Origin of the sequence: Limosilactobacillus panis DSM 6035 (assembly GCF_001435935.1) — a bacterium.
Lineage (GTDB): Bacteria > Bacillota > Bacilli > Lactobacillales > Lactobacillaceae > Limosilactobacillus > Limosilactobacillus panis.
The window spans coordinates 24,380-40,933 of record NZ_AZGM01000110.1 but is presented as its reverse complement, the minus strand read 5'-3'; the positions used below and the strand labels follow the sequence as shown (position 1 = coordinate 40,933).

Genomic DNA, 16,554 nt, shown 5'->3' with positions numbered 1-16,554 from the left:
ATTTTTGTCAAATTCCGAATGGAGCTTCTGATTCAGAGGCTTTTTGTCACAACCCCTTATTAGATTTGAGTATTAATTACTTACCCTGCTTTAGAACAATGTCGGATGGTTTAACTTCACTACCGAAGTATGGCTTCAGTTGGTGGTTGTAGTCCTGGGTGAAGAAGCCTTCCTTGTTCAGCTTAGTGATTTCCTTGTTACTCCAGTTGAGGAGGGAAGTGTTGCCCTTCTTAACTGCCGGGGCGATGTATTGGTGAGGGCCCACGCTCTTGATCCCAACGGTGTACTTTGGATTCTTCTTGACCCAAGCGTAAAGGTAGGAGTTATCGTCGGCCAGGGCCGCACCCCGGTTGTTCTTGAGGGCGTTAAACTGTTGTGTCTTGGAGTCGAACTTCAGGAGTTGGACGCCCCGCTGCTTCGTGGTGAAGTAGTTTTCGGCCGTAGTCCCCTTGGTAACGATGACCTTCTTGCCCTTCAGTTGGCTGATCTTGGTGATCTTCTTGTTCTTTGGTGATACGACCCCAACAGAAACCTTCATGTATGGCTTAACAAATGAAACGGCCTGCTTCCGCTCTGGCGTAACCGTGAAGTTAGCCAGGACGATGTCAGCCTTGTTTGAGTTTAGAGTGTCCACCCGGTTGTTGGCGTTAACCTGGACGAACTTTGGCTTAACGCCCAGGTCCTTGGCCATCCGGCGGGCTAATTCAACGTCATAGCCGACCCGCTTGCCATCCTTGTTGACCCAGCCGTATGGTGGCAGGTCCCCAAAGACAGCGACCCGGAGTTGGCCCCGCTTCTTGATTGCGCTCACTGTACTGGCGTTATCAGCGGCGTGAACGTGGGTTGGCTTAACAGCATTAGCGCCCACAAAGAGGGCTGCGGCGCCGGCGAGCACGGCACCAGCGGCAATGATTTTCTTCCAATTAAACTTCATAATTATCAATCTCCTTTTTAATTAGAAATCCATACTATTCAAGAACTCGGCTGCCCGGTCCGTCTGGGGGTGGTCAAAGAATTGCTTTCCCGGTGTCTCTTCTAAGATCTTGCCCTTTTCAAGGAAGAGAACCTTGTCAGCAATCTTAGCAGCAAAGTTCATTTCGTGAGTGACAATAATCATGGTCATGTGGTCCTGGTCTGATAGCTCCTTAATGATCTTGAGGACGCCGCGGACCATCTCTGGGTCGAGCGAAGCGGTAACCTCATCGAAGAGCATCAGTTCCGGGTGCATGGCCAGGGCGCGGACAATCGCAATCCGCTGTTTCTGGCCTCCTGAAAGCTGGCGGGGGTATGAATCCGCGTGTTTTCGCAGTTCCACCCGGTCTAACAAGGCCAGGGCTTCCTTACGCACTTCCTCCTTATCGCGACCCTGAACCTTGGTGGGGGCCAGGAGGATATTATCCATCACGGTCAGGTTGGGGAAGAGGTCGTAGCTCTGAAAGACCATGCCAATCTTTTGACGGAGGGCCTGCCATTCTTTAGGATTAGGGTCAACCTTTTTCCCTTGGAAGTAGATCGTACCCTTGCGGTAAGACTCCAGGCCATTGAGGGTCCTGATCAGGGTACTTTTACCAGAACCTGAAGGCCCCAGTAGGGTGACCACTTCACCCTTATTGATTGAAAAGTTAATGTCGTGGAGGGCTTGCCAGTCCCCATAGTATTTATCAAGGTGTTCAACTTTTAATATTTCTTCTGCCATCGTTTCACCTTCTCAATTAGTATTTCTGCTTGGCGGTTAAGTGTTTAGCCCACCGGGAAAGGGGGTAGTCGATGATAAAGTAGAGGATAAAGATTAAACCGTAGACCCAGAAGACCCCCGTTGGGTAGTTCTGGTTGTTAGCTTCGATGATTTGCTGACCAACGTTGATCACGTCCATGATGCTGATCATTAACAGGAGGGAGGTTGTCTTGATGACCCGGGTTGCCAGGTTGATCGTTGCCGGTAGTTCCAGGCGGATTGCTTGGGGAAGCAAGACGTAGCGGAAGAGCTGCCACTGGTTCAAGCCGAGGGCCAAGCCAGATTCCCGCTGGTGGACGGGGATGGATTCCAGCGCCCCCCGGACGATATCGCTAAATTCAGCGGATACCCATAGGGAGAAGGCCAAAACAGCCATCCAGGTTGCCGGCCAGTTAACGTTAAACTGGCGGGGCAGGATGTAATAAGCAAGGAAAAGCAGGACGACGGTTGGAACAATCCGGAAAAACTCCAGGTACATCAGGAGGATAAAGCGGATGACCCGGTTGTGCAGGGTTCGCAGCATCCCCAGGATGGTGCCGAGGGCCAGGCCGATTATGAGTGAAATGGCCGCAATCCACACGGCGGTCCAGAGTCCACCCATCAAGCGGGCGAAGTTAGTGCCTTCAAATAAAACGTTAATCCCCGAATGTGCCATAGCGAACCCTCCTTTCGAGCCAGGTTAAGAAGACAATTAGTGGAATCAAGATGATTGCGTAGGCGACGACCAGGACGAATAGGTATTCGTTGGATTGGTAGTACATCCCAATCAAATCCAATGCGGTATTGGTCAGTTCCGGGATGGCAATCACCGAGAAAATCGACGTTTCCTTGATTAGGAAAATGATGTTGGCTGCCAGGGCCGGCATACTCAGGGCAAATCCTTGGGGGAAGACGATGTAGCGGGCAAGCTGGAAATCGCTCATCCCTAGCGCCCGGCCACTGTCGAGTTGGCTTTTACTAACCCCGTTGAAACCGCCGGTAAAACCTTCTGCCATGTAGGCCCCACCGAGGAATATCAGACCGATAATCCCACAGGTCTGGGCCGCCATTTTAATTCCCATTACCGGGAAAGCATAATATAAGAAAAATAGCTGGATAAGCAAAGGCGTGTTCCGGGCGATTTCGACGTAGGCACCAACAATCTTTCCAACAACCGGAACCCGGAAGTACTGGCTTAAGCTGCTGATGATTCCAACAATGATTGCCCCAATGATCCCGACAAATGAGAGCCACAGGGTTAATTTGAATCCCTGGGCGAATTCAGGAAGACTTTGCTGAATCACTGTCCAATTCATTTACTTCAACCTCCTTTGATCATTAGCTAGTTAAAAACAAAAAAGCCTGCAATTCAATCCAGAATCGCGGGCTTAGCTTTTGAAAAACCGGGCATGGACTGACCCAGTTATGCTTTAAACTAGCAGTACGAATACTGAATTTTCCCTATGCCAAAAGACACGTTGCAAGAAGAGCAACATGAACAACAAACTTGAGCTGGCATAGCAGAGTTCAGCATTAAATCGTGCCCCTTTCGTAATGATTGCTTGTATTTTAATCCGTTTTTAATTTTATGTCAATAGCAATTGCTAACTTTTTGTTAGTTTATTTGAAAAATAGCAGTTTGACCGAAATTTTTAGAAGTAAAAAATAAATTTAATGGTAAAATATCTAAGGGAGCCATGGCACCCACGTCATAGTTCCCCTAGTAGAAGTATGTTGGGAGCGTGACAGAAGTCATTTATGACTTCGTTTTCACGCCCCCGCGAGCGCAAATAGGGCTCCAGAGTTCGGTTATACCGGACACTGGAGCCCATTTGCGTACCGCGCTGTTCGTATTTGAACTTGGTAAAAGTACTTATGTCACAGCCCCATTATTATAACAAAATTTTTAGATAAAAGTTCATAAAATTAAATAAAATTGCTTATTAGGCGCTGTTATCAACTTATAAGGGGGAGGACGAACACTATGCGTACGAAGGTTTCACTGCTGCTTTTAATTATTGGAATTATTATCGCTGCTTTTTCTCTGACCATGAGTGGGCAGGGGAAAATGGCCACGCTTGTCTTGGGACTGATCATCGCCTGTGGGGGCTGCGTAATGATTCTGTTTAAGGACCAATTTATTCGTGGTCACCGCGGTTTCACCATTATTACCACGGCCTTGTTTGTTGTCCTAATTGTTGCGTACGTTTTTAAGATTCTGCACTAAACTTTGGGCACCGTCGATATACTGACGGTGCTTTTTTAATGCGGCGGTGTACTCCGACAAGAAAAAGCCGTCCCATTTGATCTTGCCGCGGTCATGATAATCGTATTTGAAAAAGTTATTTGCTACCGAATCGGCTTCAATGTCACTATAAATATGAATCATTGTCGATCGACCTTTCGATATAGTTGCTTTCGTTGTTCGCTCGTAAAGTTCGTGTAGGTAAACGTAAAGTGGTACGTTTGCCTAACTACCGTCAGAATAGCGAGTAAGTTGGTAAAACTGAGGTTGGGGTACCTTGCTAAAGGAATTGACCGCTGGTAGGTACCCTTTTTCTTGATGCTAAAAAAGAGACTGTAGCCCTTATCAGGTGCATAGTAGTTAATACCGACCTGGTATTCAGTTTGCGGAAAATTTTTAAAGAGTTTATTAATGCGGCTGATAATTAGGCGGCCCTGTTTCCTATTCCAGGCTTTGTCCGCCACTGTGGCCGCCAACAAGTCCTGCACGTTCAATAAAGGTCCCACCCTTCTTCAGACTGTTTGCCCGGATGATGGCTATTTTACCATACCTTCTTCGAATAGTATCCATCGTTTTTTCCAGACTGATTGCTGACGGCTTGGGAACATTGAAGATATTTAATTGTTCACCATAACGGGAAGTAAGGGCCGTACAAGAGACGGCAACCGTCCGGACCGGTGCTTGCTGGTTCCAATATTTTTCAAAAATAAAGATAAGTTGGCGGTTAATGGTGGTTGTCTCCGCCGTTGCGTCACTCAACTTGAGCGCGTGGGCAAACCCGGTTCGCCCATCTGCATCTTCAACACCTAATGAATAGCCGATTCGCAGGTAGACACCGTGATACTGCTTGTTGTGGGCACGTAAGCGGGCCGCCACCTGGGCACCAATTTCTTTGATTACTACTTCAATTTCACCCTGCTCACAGTAGTCGCGAGGCAGTACCTGAGAATTACCCAGTGACTTGTCCTTATGGAGGATTGTTTCCTGGAGGCATGTCCGGTCGATTCCCCACGCCGTCGCGTACAGTTGAGTTCCAATGATGCCCAGTGCCTTTTTTAATTCATACGGGTTGCAGTGGGCAAGCTGGTCCATGTTATGGATACCAAGTCGGGCGAGATTCGCCTGGGTCCGGCGGTTGATTCCCCAAACGTCGGTAATTTGTGGGATGGTCCAAATCTTTTGCTTGACCGTCTGGTTCGTGATGACGCCGACAAACTCTTGGTTGTGCTTGGCGTAGATATCAAGGGCAATTTTGGCCTGGAGGGGGTTATTACCGAGGCCGACCGTAGTTACTAACCCTTGTTCTTCTTTTACCTGGTGCTGGATTTTCCGGATTACCTGGAGAATATTGTTACCGAAGAGGTGCCAAGAGTGGGTAATATCCAGGATTGATTCATCGATGGAATAGGGGAGGAGGTCCTCATCGGCACAGTACTGGTTAAAAATATGGTTGACCGCCAGGTTCTTTTCAATGTAGAGGTTCATCCGTGGGGGAACAACGATTAGGCGTCCATCATTGGGGATGTCACGCTTGCGGTTGACGTTCGAAATATGAAAAAGCTTTTTGGCCATGGGAGAGGAGGCGAGTATTAACCCTCCACCGGTGTTGGCCGCCTCTGACATGACCACGAGCGGGGTTGTGAGGGGGTCAAGGCCCCGCATTGCACATTCAACCGTCGCGTAAAAAGATTTGTTGTCAATTACCAGGAAAACTCCCGTGGGTTCGTTTGAATAATCCATGTTACCTTCTCCAAACATTTGTTCGTTTAAAACATATCATAAGAACGCCTGTTCGTAAATAACGAAAAATAAAAAGAAACCGAAAAAACAGCTTCCAATTTAAATTGCTAATTTAAAATAGCTTTGTAAGTACTTAGCTAATCCATTGTGGTCATTATCAACGGCGGTTACATCGTCCGCAACATTTAAAACGGCGGGGACTGCGTTCTTCATTGCAACTCCCCGGCCAGCAGCGTCGAGCATCTCCAGGTCGTTATGCTCGTCCCCGAAAGCAATAATGTTTTGCTTACTGATATTGTACTGCTTTGCGATGTAAAACATCCCGGATTCCTTATGGATTCCCCGATGAATCAGCTCTAGGATATTATAGGAACCACCCCAGACCCGGGGCTCGACAAAATCACCGTACTTCTGGTTAACGGCCTTGATAATCTTGTGCTCTTCACCAGGATGATATTCGATTGTGAGGGCGATTGGGTCTTCAGTCAGGTTGTGGTGGGTCAGCAACTGGTCTTTGGTAAGGTGGTCCGGTAAGAATTCTGGGAGGTCCTTTGTCGGGTGGTTGGCCCAGACGTGGAACTTATCTTCAACGGTAATGGTCTTGATGCCGAGCTCCTTTTGGTGGTCAAGAAGGTCCAGGGCCAGTTCCCGGGTTAGCTCAATCTCATACTCACCGTTCCATGCTTCGTGGGGAATATGGGTAAGGGCCCCGTTGAAGTTGACCATTGGGGTTTTGATACCAATCTGGTCGTAGATGCGGCGGGCAATTCGGTAGGGACGACCGGTAATAATACTGACGATATGGCCGTCATTTGCCAAGGCCCGCAGTGTCCGAATTGTTTCTGTGGTCAGCTGGGAAGCATTATTAAGGGTGGTACCATCTAAATCAAGGGCGATCAAATGTTGGTCCACGACTTTCACTCCTTCGTTCAAAAATCTTTATCACCGTATTATACGCAAAATTATTGTGAATGTGAACCATTTATTCTGTGCGTTAGTGGTTGCGAGTGAAATACGGTATAATGTACGGAAGAAATGAGGAGTGAGCAATGCAATTACCGAGTGAATTTGTAAAAAAGTACCAGCGTTTGTTAGGGGATGAAGCACCAGCTTTTTTAGCATCCTTTGACCAGCCAAGCACCGGTGGTTTCCGGGTCAACCCGTTAAAAGCGGCACCTAAAGAAGCCTTGGCCCAGGCGACGGGGAAAGTGGAATACGTCCCCACCGGTTACCGGGGGCCGGTGGTCGGCAAATCCCTTGACCACGCCAGCGGGGCAATCTATAGCCAGGAACCATCGGCAATGTATGTGGGGGAAGTAGTTGATCCCCAGCCTGGTGAGCGGGTCTTGGACCTGTGTGCGGCTCCCGGTGGAAAGACGACCCACCTGGTAGCCAAAATGGGTGACCAGGGATTACTGGTCGCTAACGAGATTTTTCGCAAGCGTGCCCTTGTTCTAGCGGAAAATCTCGAACGGTGGGGTACCCGTCATACCATCGTCACGAACGAGAGCCCGGCTGAGTTGGAAAAACAGTTTCCCCATTTTTTTGACCGGATTTTAGTGGATGCTCCGTGTTCTGGTGAGGGGATGTTTCGCAAAGAGCCGGCAGGGATTGAGTACTGGAACCCCGATTACCCGGCTGAGTGTGCAAACCGGCAGCAAAAGATTCTCGCCTCTGCACTAAAGATGCTGAAGCCAGGCGGAATCCTGGTATATTCGACCTGCACCTTCGCCCCCGAAGAAGACGAGCAAAATGCCGCCTGGCTGCTTAAAACGTACCTGGACCTGGCGATGGTCAATATTAAAAAGTATCCGGGAATGGATAGCGGTCGACCAGAATGGGCAGACAACAATCCAGAACTGGCGAAGGCGGTCCGGCTTTTTCCCCACCATATTAAAGGGGAAGGGCACTTTATAGCTAAGTTTAAGAAGGCCGAAAGTGATACGTTAGCAGTGACCCCCAGAAGACGGCAGCACCGCCAAAAGCGGCGGCGTCAAGCGGCTGGTCAGCTGTCTAAGGAGGAGCGCCAACTGTTTTCTGAATTTTGTGCACGGCTATTGCCGGACTACCAGCCCAACCACCTCTTAACCTATGGCGACCAATTGTACGACCTCCCCGCCGGAATTTCGTCAGTGGAAGGGTTAACGGTTTTGCGGCCGGGCCTTCACCTGGGGACATTTAAAAAACGACGTTTTGAACCGGCCCTGGCTTTGGCGTTGACAATGCGGCCGGCGGAAACGAAGTGGGCAATTGAACTTGACCATGACCAATGGCGCCAATATGTTCACGGGGATGTCATAAGAAAAGGAGAAAAGCGGCCGAATGGCTGGTACCTCCTTTATTGTCAGAACCTGCCCTGTGGCTTTGGTAAGCTGGTCAACGGGACGATAAAGAACTTCTATCCTAAGGGATTACGGTTTTAAGAAAGGAAGTTGAAGTTAGTGATGAAAGAGAAAAATGCGTTTCATATAAATGGCTACTTGGCCTTATTGCTGACGATTGTGGGGGCCCTATTAGGGGCTTGGCTGGTTTATATCGGTGCCCACCACGGTAGTTATGGTCCAATCATTGTTGGTGGAATCATCCTGGTGGTGGTCCTGATTGCGGCAACGTCACTGACCATTATCCAACCAAACGAAGCCAAGGTATTGACCTTCTTTGGAAACTACATCGGGACGATTCGTGACGCGGGCCTATTTTTAACGGTTCCCTTTACGGATAAGCAACGGGTATCACTACGGGTGTTCAACTTTAACAGCCAGATCCTCAAAGTGAACGACTCTAAGGGGAACCCAGTGGAGATTGCGGCGGTGATTGTCTACAAGGTGGTTGACACTGCCAAGGCCCTCTTTGCGGTTGATGATTACGAGCAATTTGTCCAGATCCAGAGTGAATCGGCAATTCGGCACGTAGCGAGTGAGTACCCGTATGACACGTTTGAGGACGAAAAGGCGCTGACCCTGCGGAGCAACCCAACGGAGGTGTCCGACAAACTGACGGCGGAACTGCAGGAGCGGCTGAATGTCGCAGGGGTCCAGATCATCGAGACCCGCTTGACTCACCTGGCATACGCAACGGAGATTGCCAGCGCGATGCTGCAAAAGCAACAATCAGCGGCAATCCTGTCGGCCCGAAAGATCATTGTTGAAGGAGCGGTCTCCATTACGGAGGACGCGATTGACCGTCTTGCTAAGGAGACTGACCTTGACTTGACTGATGCCCAACGTTTGCAGATCATCAATAACATTATGGTCGCCATCGTTAGTGAACGGGGCACGCAGCCAATAATCAATACGGGAACGAATAATTAAAGCTAAAATGGCGAAAATCGGGCAAGCTTGTTTCCCGCGATTACTGTGTAATATCTGGCGATAAAAGGGGAGCAAGTGAGCTAGTTTGTCTTTCGACGCGGAGCGAGCTTGTAGGGAACTCACCTCGAAGCGAAGCAAGTCTTTAAAAAGCACAAAGCGGACTCTAGTGTTCGGAGAATCCAACACTAGAGTCCGCTTTGTGTACTGTGCTACAGCATTTTCAATTATATAGGAGAATTATGTCACAGTCCCCCTCTATTTATTTTTAAGCCTTTAGGTGCCGCTGATTCGCGTAACTAAGTAACTGTGGACCGAGCACGTAATTGGCCTTGCGGAGGGCAGCATAATTGTTAACCCCCAGTAAGGTCAAAAGGCGGGTAGTTACTACCTTCCATTCATTGATGGTATGGTCAAGCGCATTAACGCCGCCTTGTGCCAGGACATTAAGAAAATATCCTGCAACTCCACAAGCTTGTGCGCCTAAGACTCCAGACTTAATTACATCTAACGGCGAAGTAATTCCACCGGAGGCGATAATTATGGTATCTTTTCCTGCTGCTTGGGCTTCTAATAAGGCTTCTGGAGTTGTTTGTCCCCAATCAATCATGGAATTAAAATTTGTCTGATGGTTACGACGATTTTCAATCATAGCAAAGTTTGTACCACCCCGACCACTGACGTTAATAATTTTGACACCAATTTTGCTTAATCGGGCCACATCCTCTTTATTCATACCGAAGCCAACTTCTTTGACAATTACTGGTATATTAAGAGTATTAACTAAATTCCTGATATTGGTTAGCCAGTAAAAAGCTCTGTCACCTTCCGGCATTATCAGTTCCTGAGCAGCATTAAGGTGTATTTCAATAGCGTTGGCCTCCAGCAAGTCAACAGCATCTTGAGCCTCACTAATGGTTGCCTTTGCGCTAAGATTAGCAATTACTAACCCGTCAGGATTTTCTTCCCTGACAACTTTAAAAGAGCTGCGATATTGTGGATTTTTAAGAGCCACGCTAACTGAACCGGTTGCCATGGCTAAATGATGTTTAGCAGCCAGATAGGCCAACTGCCGGTTGATTTCTTTAGCCTGGTTACTCCCTCCGGTCATTGCTTCAATGTAAAAGGGAGTTGTCAGCTTTAGTCCTGGAGCAAGGGCGGTCGTAAGGTGGATGTCGCTAACTGCCTTTTCTGGTAAGGCGGTGTGAATCAAACGAACCTGGTCAAAGGGGTTATTAACATGAGCTTGTTGATAATACTTGGTTGCCAGAGAAAGATGTTCGTTTTTGCGTTGCGCTTGTTGTGATTCCATGATTGCCAGCTCCTTATATTAATAGTAAAACGAAGAGGCTAGAGAAAATCTCCGGCCTCTTATTCTTTAGTGTAATGGTAAGTGTTTTTGAATCTTCTCTTTAACGTCTGCAATGAAGTGAACATTTAACGGTAGTTGTTCGATGTGGTTCTTTGCCCATGACTTCAGAACCCCTTTAAAGTTGTCGCCGTCACGATCAATTGCCACGATTCCACAATCACCGCCACCAGCACCAGAAATTTTGGCCGCTCCGCCGAATTGTTCTGCAATCTGACACAGCTGGTGAAGGACTGGCGTTTCAATGTTAACTCCCGAGTTGGTGCCTAGTTGTTTCAAAAGGTCACGATTATAGCGGATCTCACGTTTGATTTCCTCAAGGTCCTGGTCGTGAAAACCGTTAACCATTTGCTGGATGCAGGCCTTGCTTTCCTCTAAGAAGTGACGGTACTCATCTTGCTGACGCGCCTTAAAGAGAGAAATCTTGTCAACTAACTGTGAAGTTGATGCCGGCTTACCCGTCCAACCAATCAGCAATTGGAGGTTCTTTGGCGCGTGCAAGGGCTCGATTCTTAAATCCGGCCAGGGGAGGTCAACCAGTGACTTGATGTTTAAGTATTTTCGCTGCTGAGCTAGCCACTGCCGGTCAAAGGAGTGGTAAGAAATCCAGCCACCGTAAACGGAGGCCGCCACGTCCCCCAAAGAGCCATTTCCTTGGACTTCAAAGTGGGCGATTGCCGCTAACTTGAAGATGGTGTCCTTAGTCACTGGCAAATTATAGAAGCGGCAGAGGGCCTTCACAGTTGCCACTGTCACTGCAGCTGAAGAACCGAGGCCATACTTACGACCGCTCTTATTATCCAACTGGCTGTCAATCTGGATATCATAAATGCGTAGTTCCCGTTCAAAGGTTCGGGCGTACTCCTCGGTTACCCGGATAGCAGATAGGATGTATGAAAATGGGTTATCACGTTTATCAACGACCATCTGATCACCCATTCGCCGCCATGACAACTGGTCATTATGGTACTGACGACTAAGAATTTGGCCCATCTCACGGGTGGATTCTTTGATCGTGCAGGTGACGAACTGGTCGAGGGCGACCAAGATTGCCGGGTAGCCATTTTCAACAACGGCGTATTCACCGGCGATGTAAAGTTTTCCAGGTGCTTTTTCTGTAATCAATTGCTAAATTTCCCTTCTCATCAAATTTAATCATTCCAAATTTTAATACCGGAGCCCGGCTTAGAAACCACTAGCCGTTCCTTGCCGAATTGCTTAGTGAGGGCATCATAGATTGGCTGACGGTTGCGTTGGTCATAAATGACCTTGACGTTTGGACCCGCATCAATTGTGAAGTAACAATTAATACCACTTTCGCGAAGTGTCCGAACAGCATTCATTGCCCGCAGCGTATCACTGTTAAAGTATGTAAACCCCGGGTCCGCTGATAGAGTCAGAGCGTGCATCCGGAGGGCATTTGTTTCGGCAATTTGACCGATGGCGTCAATGTCATGGGCCAAAATGGCCTGTTTGATGGCGACCATATCATGGGCAACAATTTCTGGCCATACCTTGTAGTAGGGGGAAGTGGCAACACTTTGTCGCATCCCGTAACGGCTTGAGACTTTCTTTTTCTTGGTATCAATTAGGATCGCAAGCATCTCAATGTTAAAGGAAACGTCTTCCATGATTGGATTCGCGTAAGAGGTCAGGTCATCGTCGCCTTTTCGCCACTCAACTAATCCCCCGTAGATCGACCGGGTGGCGGAACCGGAACCGCGTCGTGCCAAGCGGGAAAGATCCCGCCGGTCAAGTGACATCCCGGCCGCCGCGCTGGCTGCTCCAGCGAGGGCGGCAAATGCCGAGGCGGAAGAGGCAAGGCCGGCCGCGGTTGGGACGTGGTTATGTGACGTAACCCGGGCGTACGCAGACTCACCGCTACGTTGGCGAACTAGGTCAAGAAAGTTGCGGACCTTTTGACTGTTCTTTTTATCCAGCAAGCGGTCATTGATTGTTACCTGGTCAGCTGTTAACTGCTCATCAAATTCAACCGTGGTGGTTGTATAGAACTCGTCCAAGGTGAGTGATAAGCTATCGGTTTCCGGGAGAATCAGCTTTTGGTCACGTTTTCCCCAGTATTTGACCAGGGCAATATTTGTGTGTGCTCGCGCCGTTGCCATTATTCTTCCCCCCGTTGGTCAAACGGCTGAATCCAAGTATGTTTGGCGCCACTTTCTTTCAGAATACTAGCAAGTCGCCGGGCACCCAGGGCCGTTTGCATAATGGCAAACATGCAGCCGCCCCGGCCCCCACCGGTCAGCTTAGCACCAAGGGCGCCGTTGTGTCGGGCGACCGTGATCAGATTATCAAGGCTTTTGTCACTCACGTTAAGTGCCTGCAGGTCTGCCTGGGCCGCATTTAGGACTGTCCCTAATTTGATTACTTCATTATTTTTAAGGAAGTCCCGTGTTGCGTTGACTAAGTTACCCAAGTGTTCAATGTGGGCCTGGGCCTTGTCTGGTTGGGCCTTTAACAACTGCTGGACGCTGGCAATAGCTTCTTTGGTTGCGCCCTTGATACCGGTGTCCGCAATCACCATTGTCGCACTTAGGTTCATTTCAATTGCTTTACCCGCCTGGCCCTTAATGTAGTAAAGGGGGTTAGCAGAGGAAACCGTTGCGGCATCGAGGCCGGATGGACTTCGGTGGGTGATCTGCTCTTCGATGTCGGCTAACTTAAGCAGCTCTTTTCGCGTTAACTTTTTTTCGTAGTAATCAAAAAAAGCGCGCACGATTGCAACTGCCGTCGCTGCTGAAGAGCCCATCCCGCGTTCTGCCGGAAGTTGGCTGTCAATCGTTAATTGCCAACCGTCTTCTTGACCGGTGAATTTGGTTATTAGGGCGTTGATTAATTTTTGAACCCCTAACATGTTGTTCGGGAGTTCGTTTACTGGTCCGTCAAAATAACGGCTGTTGACCAACTGTAATTGGTCAGCCCGCCGATCGATGGTTACCGTTAATTTAACGTTGGGGAGTGGGAGGGCAATTGCTGGTTGTCCGTAAACGACACTGTGTTCCCCAATCAAAATAATTTTTGCATGGCTCTTTCCAATCCCTTGTTGTTTCACCATCGTAACCTACTTTCTTATAGATAGAAATTCCATTCATCATCATAACTTAAATTGTAGAAATGTAAAAGGGTTGACTTCGACTTGTTACCAAATCTAAATAAATTGCTAAAGAGGCGGGCCACGACAACTGGGGGACGAATGGTGTATGATAATACTAGTAATTATGGAGAAATCCGGTGATAGTTTGAATAAAAAAATCCAAAAAAAGTCACGCAAGCGTGATAAGATGGCGCCTATCTATTCCGTAGTGGACCTGGAAACGACGGGAACCAGCATTAATCACGGTGACCGTATTATCCAAATTGGCTGCGTACTAGTCCAGGATGGTGAGATTATTAATCACTTTGAGACCAAGGTGAACCCGCGCACACGAATCCCACGTTCCGTTGTTCAGCTGACTGGTATTCATGACCAGGACGTCAGATCTGCGCCTTTGTTCGATGATGTTGCCGCGACCGTTTATAGTCTCCTTAGTAACACCGTTTTTGTTGCCCACAACGTTAACTTTGACTTCCCGTTTTTAAACGCGGAACTAGAGCGGGCGGGTTACCCCTCACTACCGATTAAGGCAATCGACACGGTCACCCTTAGTCAAATCCTGTTACCAACTGCCAAGAGTTACCGCTTGCGGGACCTGACAAGTTCTCTAAGAATCGAGCATGACCACCCGCACAGTGCCGTTTCCGATGCGGAAGCCACGGCTCACTTGCTAGTGGACCTTTTAAAACGGGTCCATGACTTGCCGACAATTACTCTCCACCACCTGGTGCAACTAAAGTTAGCCCTGCCGCAGCAGACGGCGGCGGTCTTTAGTGATGAGCTGGCGCACCGGGGTGATTGTCCCCAGCCGCTAAGTGAGGACCTGTACGTCAGCCATGGAATTGTCCTCCATAAGCAGCGTCCCCTTTCTGTTGAAAAGCAAAGCGCAAAGGTCCGCTACCCGAAAACGAAGCGGGCCAAGCAAAAGCTGTATGGTGACCGGCTGGAGTTTCGCCCAATCCAGGCCAAGATGATGAACAGCATCTACAATAACTATACCCATGATGAGCCAAAGAACATGGTCGTTGAAGCCGGGACGGGGAGTGGGAAGACCCTTGGCTACCTTCTCCCGCTAGTTTACGCGGCTTACCCGGATAAAAGGATCGTAGTCAGCACGGCGACCAACCTCCTCCAGGAGCAAATTGCCACGCAGGCGGTTCAGCAGTTAAATAACGTTTTGCCCTTTACGGTTAACAGTGTGGTGGTCAAGGGAAACCAACACTATTTAGACCTCGGTAAGTTTGTCCATTCGCTGAGTATTATTGAAGACTCCAAACTGGTCCAAATGCTGAAAGCCAAGATTCTTGTTTGGTTGACGACAACCACGAGTGGGGACTTAGATGAGCTTAACCTAACGACTGCCCGGTCACCATACTTTACGGAAATTCGCCACCGCGGGGTCCGGACGTTAAATCCTCATAACGAGTTTTACCAGGATGACTTTTTAGTCCGTCGGGATAAGCGTCTTGACCAGGCAGATATTGTCATTACCAACCACGCCTACTTGGTTGCCCATGCTCAAGAACTTGGCGATGGGACCCGCCGGCCCTACCTGGTAATTGACGAGGCTCAGCACTTGAGCAGTAGTATTCTTCGTCAATCGCGCCGGCAATTTAACTTCCCCCAGATCCGGGCAGCGGTCCACGTCCTAAGTGGTTTGGTAAATAATGGTAGTGACCGTAACCTAACGAGCATCTTTGCCACTCACGCCCTTGGGGGATATAACGTTGACCTATTACGAGAGGACCTGACCCATGTTGAAGCGGCCATTAATGACTTTCAACAGGCCCTGTTCCGGCAGTTTAAAAACCAGGTTACCGGAAACGTTGAGGATGAACTGATTGAACAGCCGCTTGATAACCAGCAGCTTCAAGAATTACTAGACGTGAGCGGGCCAACGATGATGGAGCTTGAGCAGGCGCTCGGTAGTGTTCAACTGCATTTTTTAGCCCTCCAGCACATCTTTACCCAGCAAGCGGACCGCTGGTTGCTCAGCGACCGTTACTTGATGAATCAGTTCCAAAGCCAGTTGGCTAAATTGGTGGACGCAGACACCGCCCTAAATCAGTTTAACGAAACCCTGCGTGAACACGGGGATGAAGCGGCCTTCTGGTTGACGATTCGCCAATCAACGGAAAGAAGTTCTATGCGGTTGAGTGGGGGACTGCTGGCTGCCAACCACTTTTTGACGGAGAGTGTCTACCCGTACTTTGCCCAGCCGCTCTTCATTGGGGCCACCCTCTTTACCTCGGCCCGGTCACAATACCTTTACCACCAGCTCGATCTTCAGCGGCAGGGGACCCTTACCAAGCGCTTTAGTTCGCCGTTTGACTACCAGCACCATTCGAAGGTCCTGATTGCAAAGGATGCCCCCTTGCCGGGTAACCAGAACAATGCGGACTACATTAACTACTTGGCATCAACGATTTACAAGCTGACCAAGCAGTCGAACTGCCAGACGATGATCCTCTTTAACTCGCTGATAATGATTGAACAAGTTTATAGCCAACTGCGGGAGACCGACCTCTTCGACCAGCGGGACATCTTGGCGCAGGGAATTACCGGCAACCGCGATAAAATCCTGAAGCAATTCTCGACGGGACAGAATGCCGTCTTGCTAGGCGCCACTTCCTTTTGGGAAGGGATCGACCTGCCCCAGGCGGCCCTTGAGTTACTGATTATCACCCGGCTGCCATTCGATGCCCCGGATGAGATCATGAACCGGGCCCATAACAACCTACTTCGTCGGCAGGGGAAGAATCCCTTCTACCAGTCCGAGCTCCCCCAGGCAACCATGCGCCTGCGGCAGGGAATTGGTCGCCTGATTCGGACGGAAAAGGACACCGGGGTGGCCGTCATCCTGGACCCCCGCCTGGTAGCCCGGCGCTATGGTGAAACAATCATGAGGAGCATCAAGCGTGACTACCCGGTCGATGTCTTACCAACGGACCAGTTGGTCAAAACAACAAATAATTTCTTAAAAAAGGGGCATTAATTCCTGATTAAGTAAATTATTTGGTATAATCATAAAGATTGACATATCGAATATGGCAGTTAAGTGATACT

Annotated in this window: 15 protein-coding genes; 4 read left to right on the top strand and 11 right to left on the bottom strand. The window is 48.9% G+C overall.

Annotated features, from left to right (window positions below):
- Positions 1-76: 76 nt before the first annotated feature.
- Genes FD32_RS07035 through FD32_RS07020 form a run of 4 tightly spaced genes read right to left on the bottom strand, consistent with a single transcriptional unit; the run spans position 77 to position 3,030 of the window.
- Positions 77-934, bottom strand: coding sequence for a transporter substrate-binding domain-containing protein (locus FD32_RS07035; protein ID WP_047767333.1), 858 nt, complete (start codon positions 932-934; stop codon positions 77-79).
- A gap of 21 nt (positions 935-955) precedes the next feature.
- Complete coding sequence (locus FD32_RS07030; protein WP_047767332.1) at positions 956-1,696, bottom strand: amino acid ABC transporter ATP-binding protein; 741 nt, start codon at positions 1,694-1,696, stop codon at positions 956-958.
- Positions 1,697-1,712: 16 nt separating this feature from the next.
- Positions 1,713-2,390: an amino acid ABC transporter permease gene (locus FD32_RS07025; RefSeq protein ID WP_047767330.1), complete on the bottom strand. Its 678-nt coding sequence runs from the start codon at positions 2,388-2,390 to the stop codon at positions 1,713-1,715.
- Complete coding sequence (locus FD32_RS07020; RefSeq protein ID WP_047767328.1) at positions 2,371-3,030, bottom strand: amino acid ABC transporter permease; 660 nt, start codon at positions 3,028-3,030, stop codon at positions 2,371-2,373. The genes FD32_RS07025 and FD32_RS07020 overlap by 20 nt, the downstream gene beginning before the upstream one ends.
- 668 nt (positions 3,031-3,698) lie before the next feature.
- Here FD32_RS07020 and FD32_RS07015 point away from each other — a divergent pair.
- Entirely contained in the window at positions 3,699-3,941 is a 243-nt protein-coding gene (locus tag FD32_RS07015) for a hypothetical protein (protein WP_047767326.1), read from the top strand.
- A gap of 158 nt (positions 3,942-4,099) precedes the next feature.
- On the opposite strand, the gene FD32_RS07010 is transcribed toward FD32_RS07015, so the two are convergent.
- The 3 genes from FD32_RS07010 to FD32_RS07000 all read right to left on the bottom strand — a co-directional run bounded on the left by FD32_RS07010 (position 4,100) and on the right by FD32_RS07000 (position 6,611).
- Positions 4,100-4,453 (bottom strand): hypothetical protein, encoded by a 354-nt coding sequence (locus FD32_RS07010; RefSeq protein WP_152666501.1) that lies wholly within the window; start codon positions 4,451-4,453, stop codon positions 4,100-4,102.
- Positions 4,401-5,699, bottom strand: a complete 1,299-nt coding sequence (locus FD32_RS07005; RefSeq protein ID WP_047767322.1) for a Y-family DNA polymerase — start codon at positions 5,697-5,699, stop codon at positions 4,401-4,403. The genes FD32_RS07010 and FD32_RS07005 overlap by 53 nt, the downstream gene beginning before the upstream one ends.
- A 99-nt stretch (positions 5,700-5,798) precedes the next feature.
- A complete protein-coding gene (locus FD32_RS07000) occupies positions 5,799-6,611 on the bottom strand; it encodes a Cof-type HAD-IIB family hydrolase (protein WP_047767320.1) in 813 nt (270 codons plus the stop codon).
- Between the two features lie 137 nt (positions 6,612-6,748).
- Between FD32_RS07000 and FD32_RS06995 the strand changes: the two genes are divergently transcribed.
- Together FD32_RS06995 and FD32_RS06990 are read left to right on the top strand one after the other, a co-directional pair.
- A complete protein-coding gene (locus FD32_RS06995) occupies positions 6,749-8,122 on the top strand; it encodes an RsmB/NOP family class I SAM-dependent RNA methyltransferase (protein WP_047767318.1) in 1,374 nt (457 codons plus the stop codon).
- A 21-nt stretch (positions 8,123-8,143) separates the two neighbouring features.
- Positions 8,144-9,010 (top strand): SPFH domain-containing protein, encoded by an 867-nt coding sequence (locus FD32_RS06990; RefSeq protein ID WP_047767316.1) that lies wholly within the window; start codon positions 8,144-8,146, stop codon positions 9,008-9,010.
- Positions 9,011-9,275: 265 nt separating this feature from the next.
- Here the strand turns inward: FD32_RS06990 and fni are convergent, their stop codons facing one another.
- The 4 genes from fni to mvk all read right to left on the bottom strand — a co-directional run bounded on the left by fni (position 9,276) and on the right by mvk (position 13,449).
- Positions 9,276-10,322 (bottom strand): type 2 isopentenyl-diphosphate Delta-isomerase, encoded by a 1,047-nt coding sequence (gene fni / locus FD32_RS06985; RefSeq protein ID WP_191980290.1) that lies wholly within the window; start codon positions 10,320-10,322, stop codon positions 9,276-9,278.
- 63 nt (positions 10,323-10,385) lie between these two features.
- Positions 10,386-11,501 (bottom strand): phosphomevalonate kinase, encoded by a 1,116-nt coding sequence (locus FD32_RS06980; protein WP_047767313.1) that lies wholly within the window; start codon positions 11,499-11,501, stop codon positions 10,386-10,388.
- Positions 11,502-11,527: 26 nt separating this feature from the next.
- The gene (gene mvaD / locus FD32_RS06975) at positions 11,528-12,499 is read right to left on the bottom strand and encodes a diphosphomevalonate decarboxylase (protein ID WP_047767311.1); all 972 of its coding nucleotides are present in this window, start codon (positions 12,497-12,499) and stop codon (positions 11,528-11,530) included.
- Positions 12,499-13,449 (bottom strand): mevalonate kinase, encoded by a 951-nt coding sequence (gene mvk, locus FD32_RS06970; RefSeq protein WP_047767309.1) that lies wholly within the window; start codon positions 13,447-13,449, stop codon positions 12,499-12,501. Before mvk ends, mvaD begins: the two co-directional genes overlap by 1 nt.
- Positions 13,450-13,612: 163 nt before the next feature.
- Here mvk and FD32_RS06965 point away from each other — a divergent pair, with 163 nt between their 5' ends.
- Positions 13,613-16,483, top strand: coding sequence for a helicase C-terminal domain-containing protein (locus FD32_RS06965; RefSeq protein ID WP_420323848.1), 2,871 nt, complete (start codon positions 13,613-13,615; stop codon positions 16,481-16,483).
- Positions 16,484-16,554 lie beyond the last annotated feature (71 nt).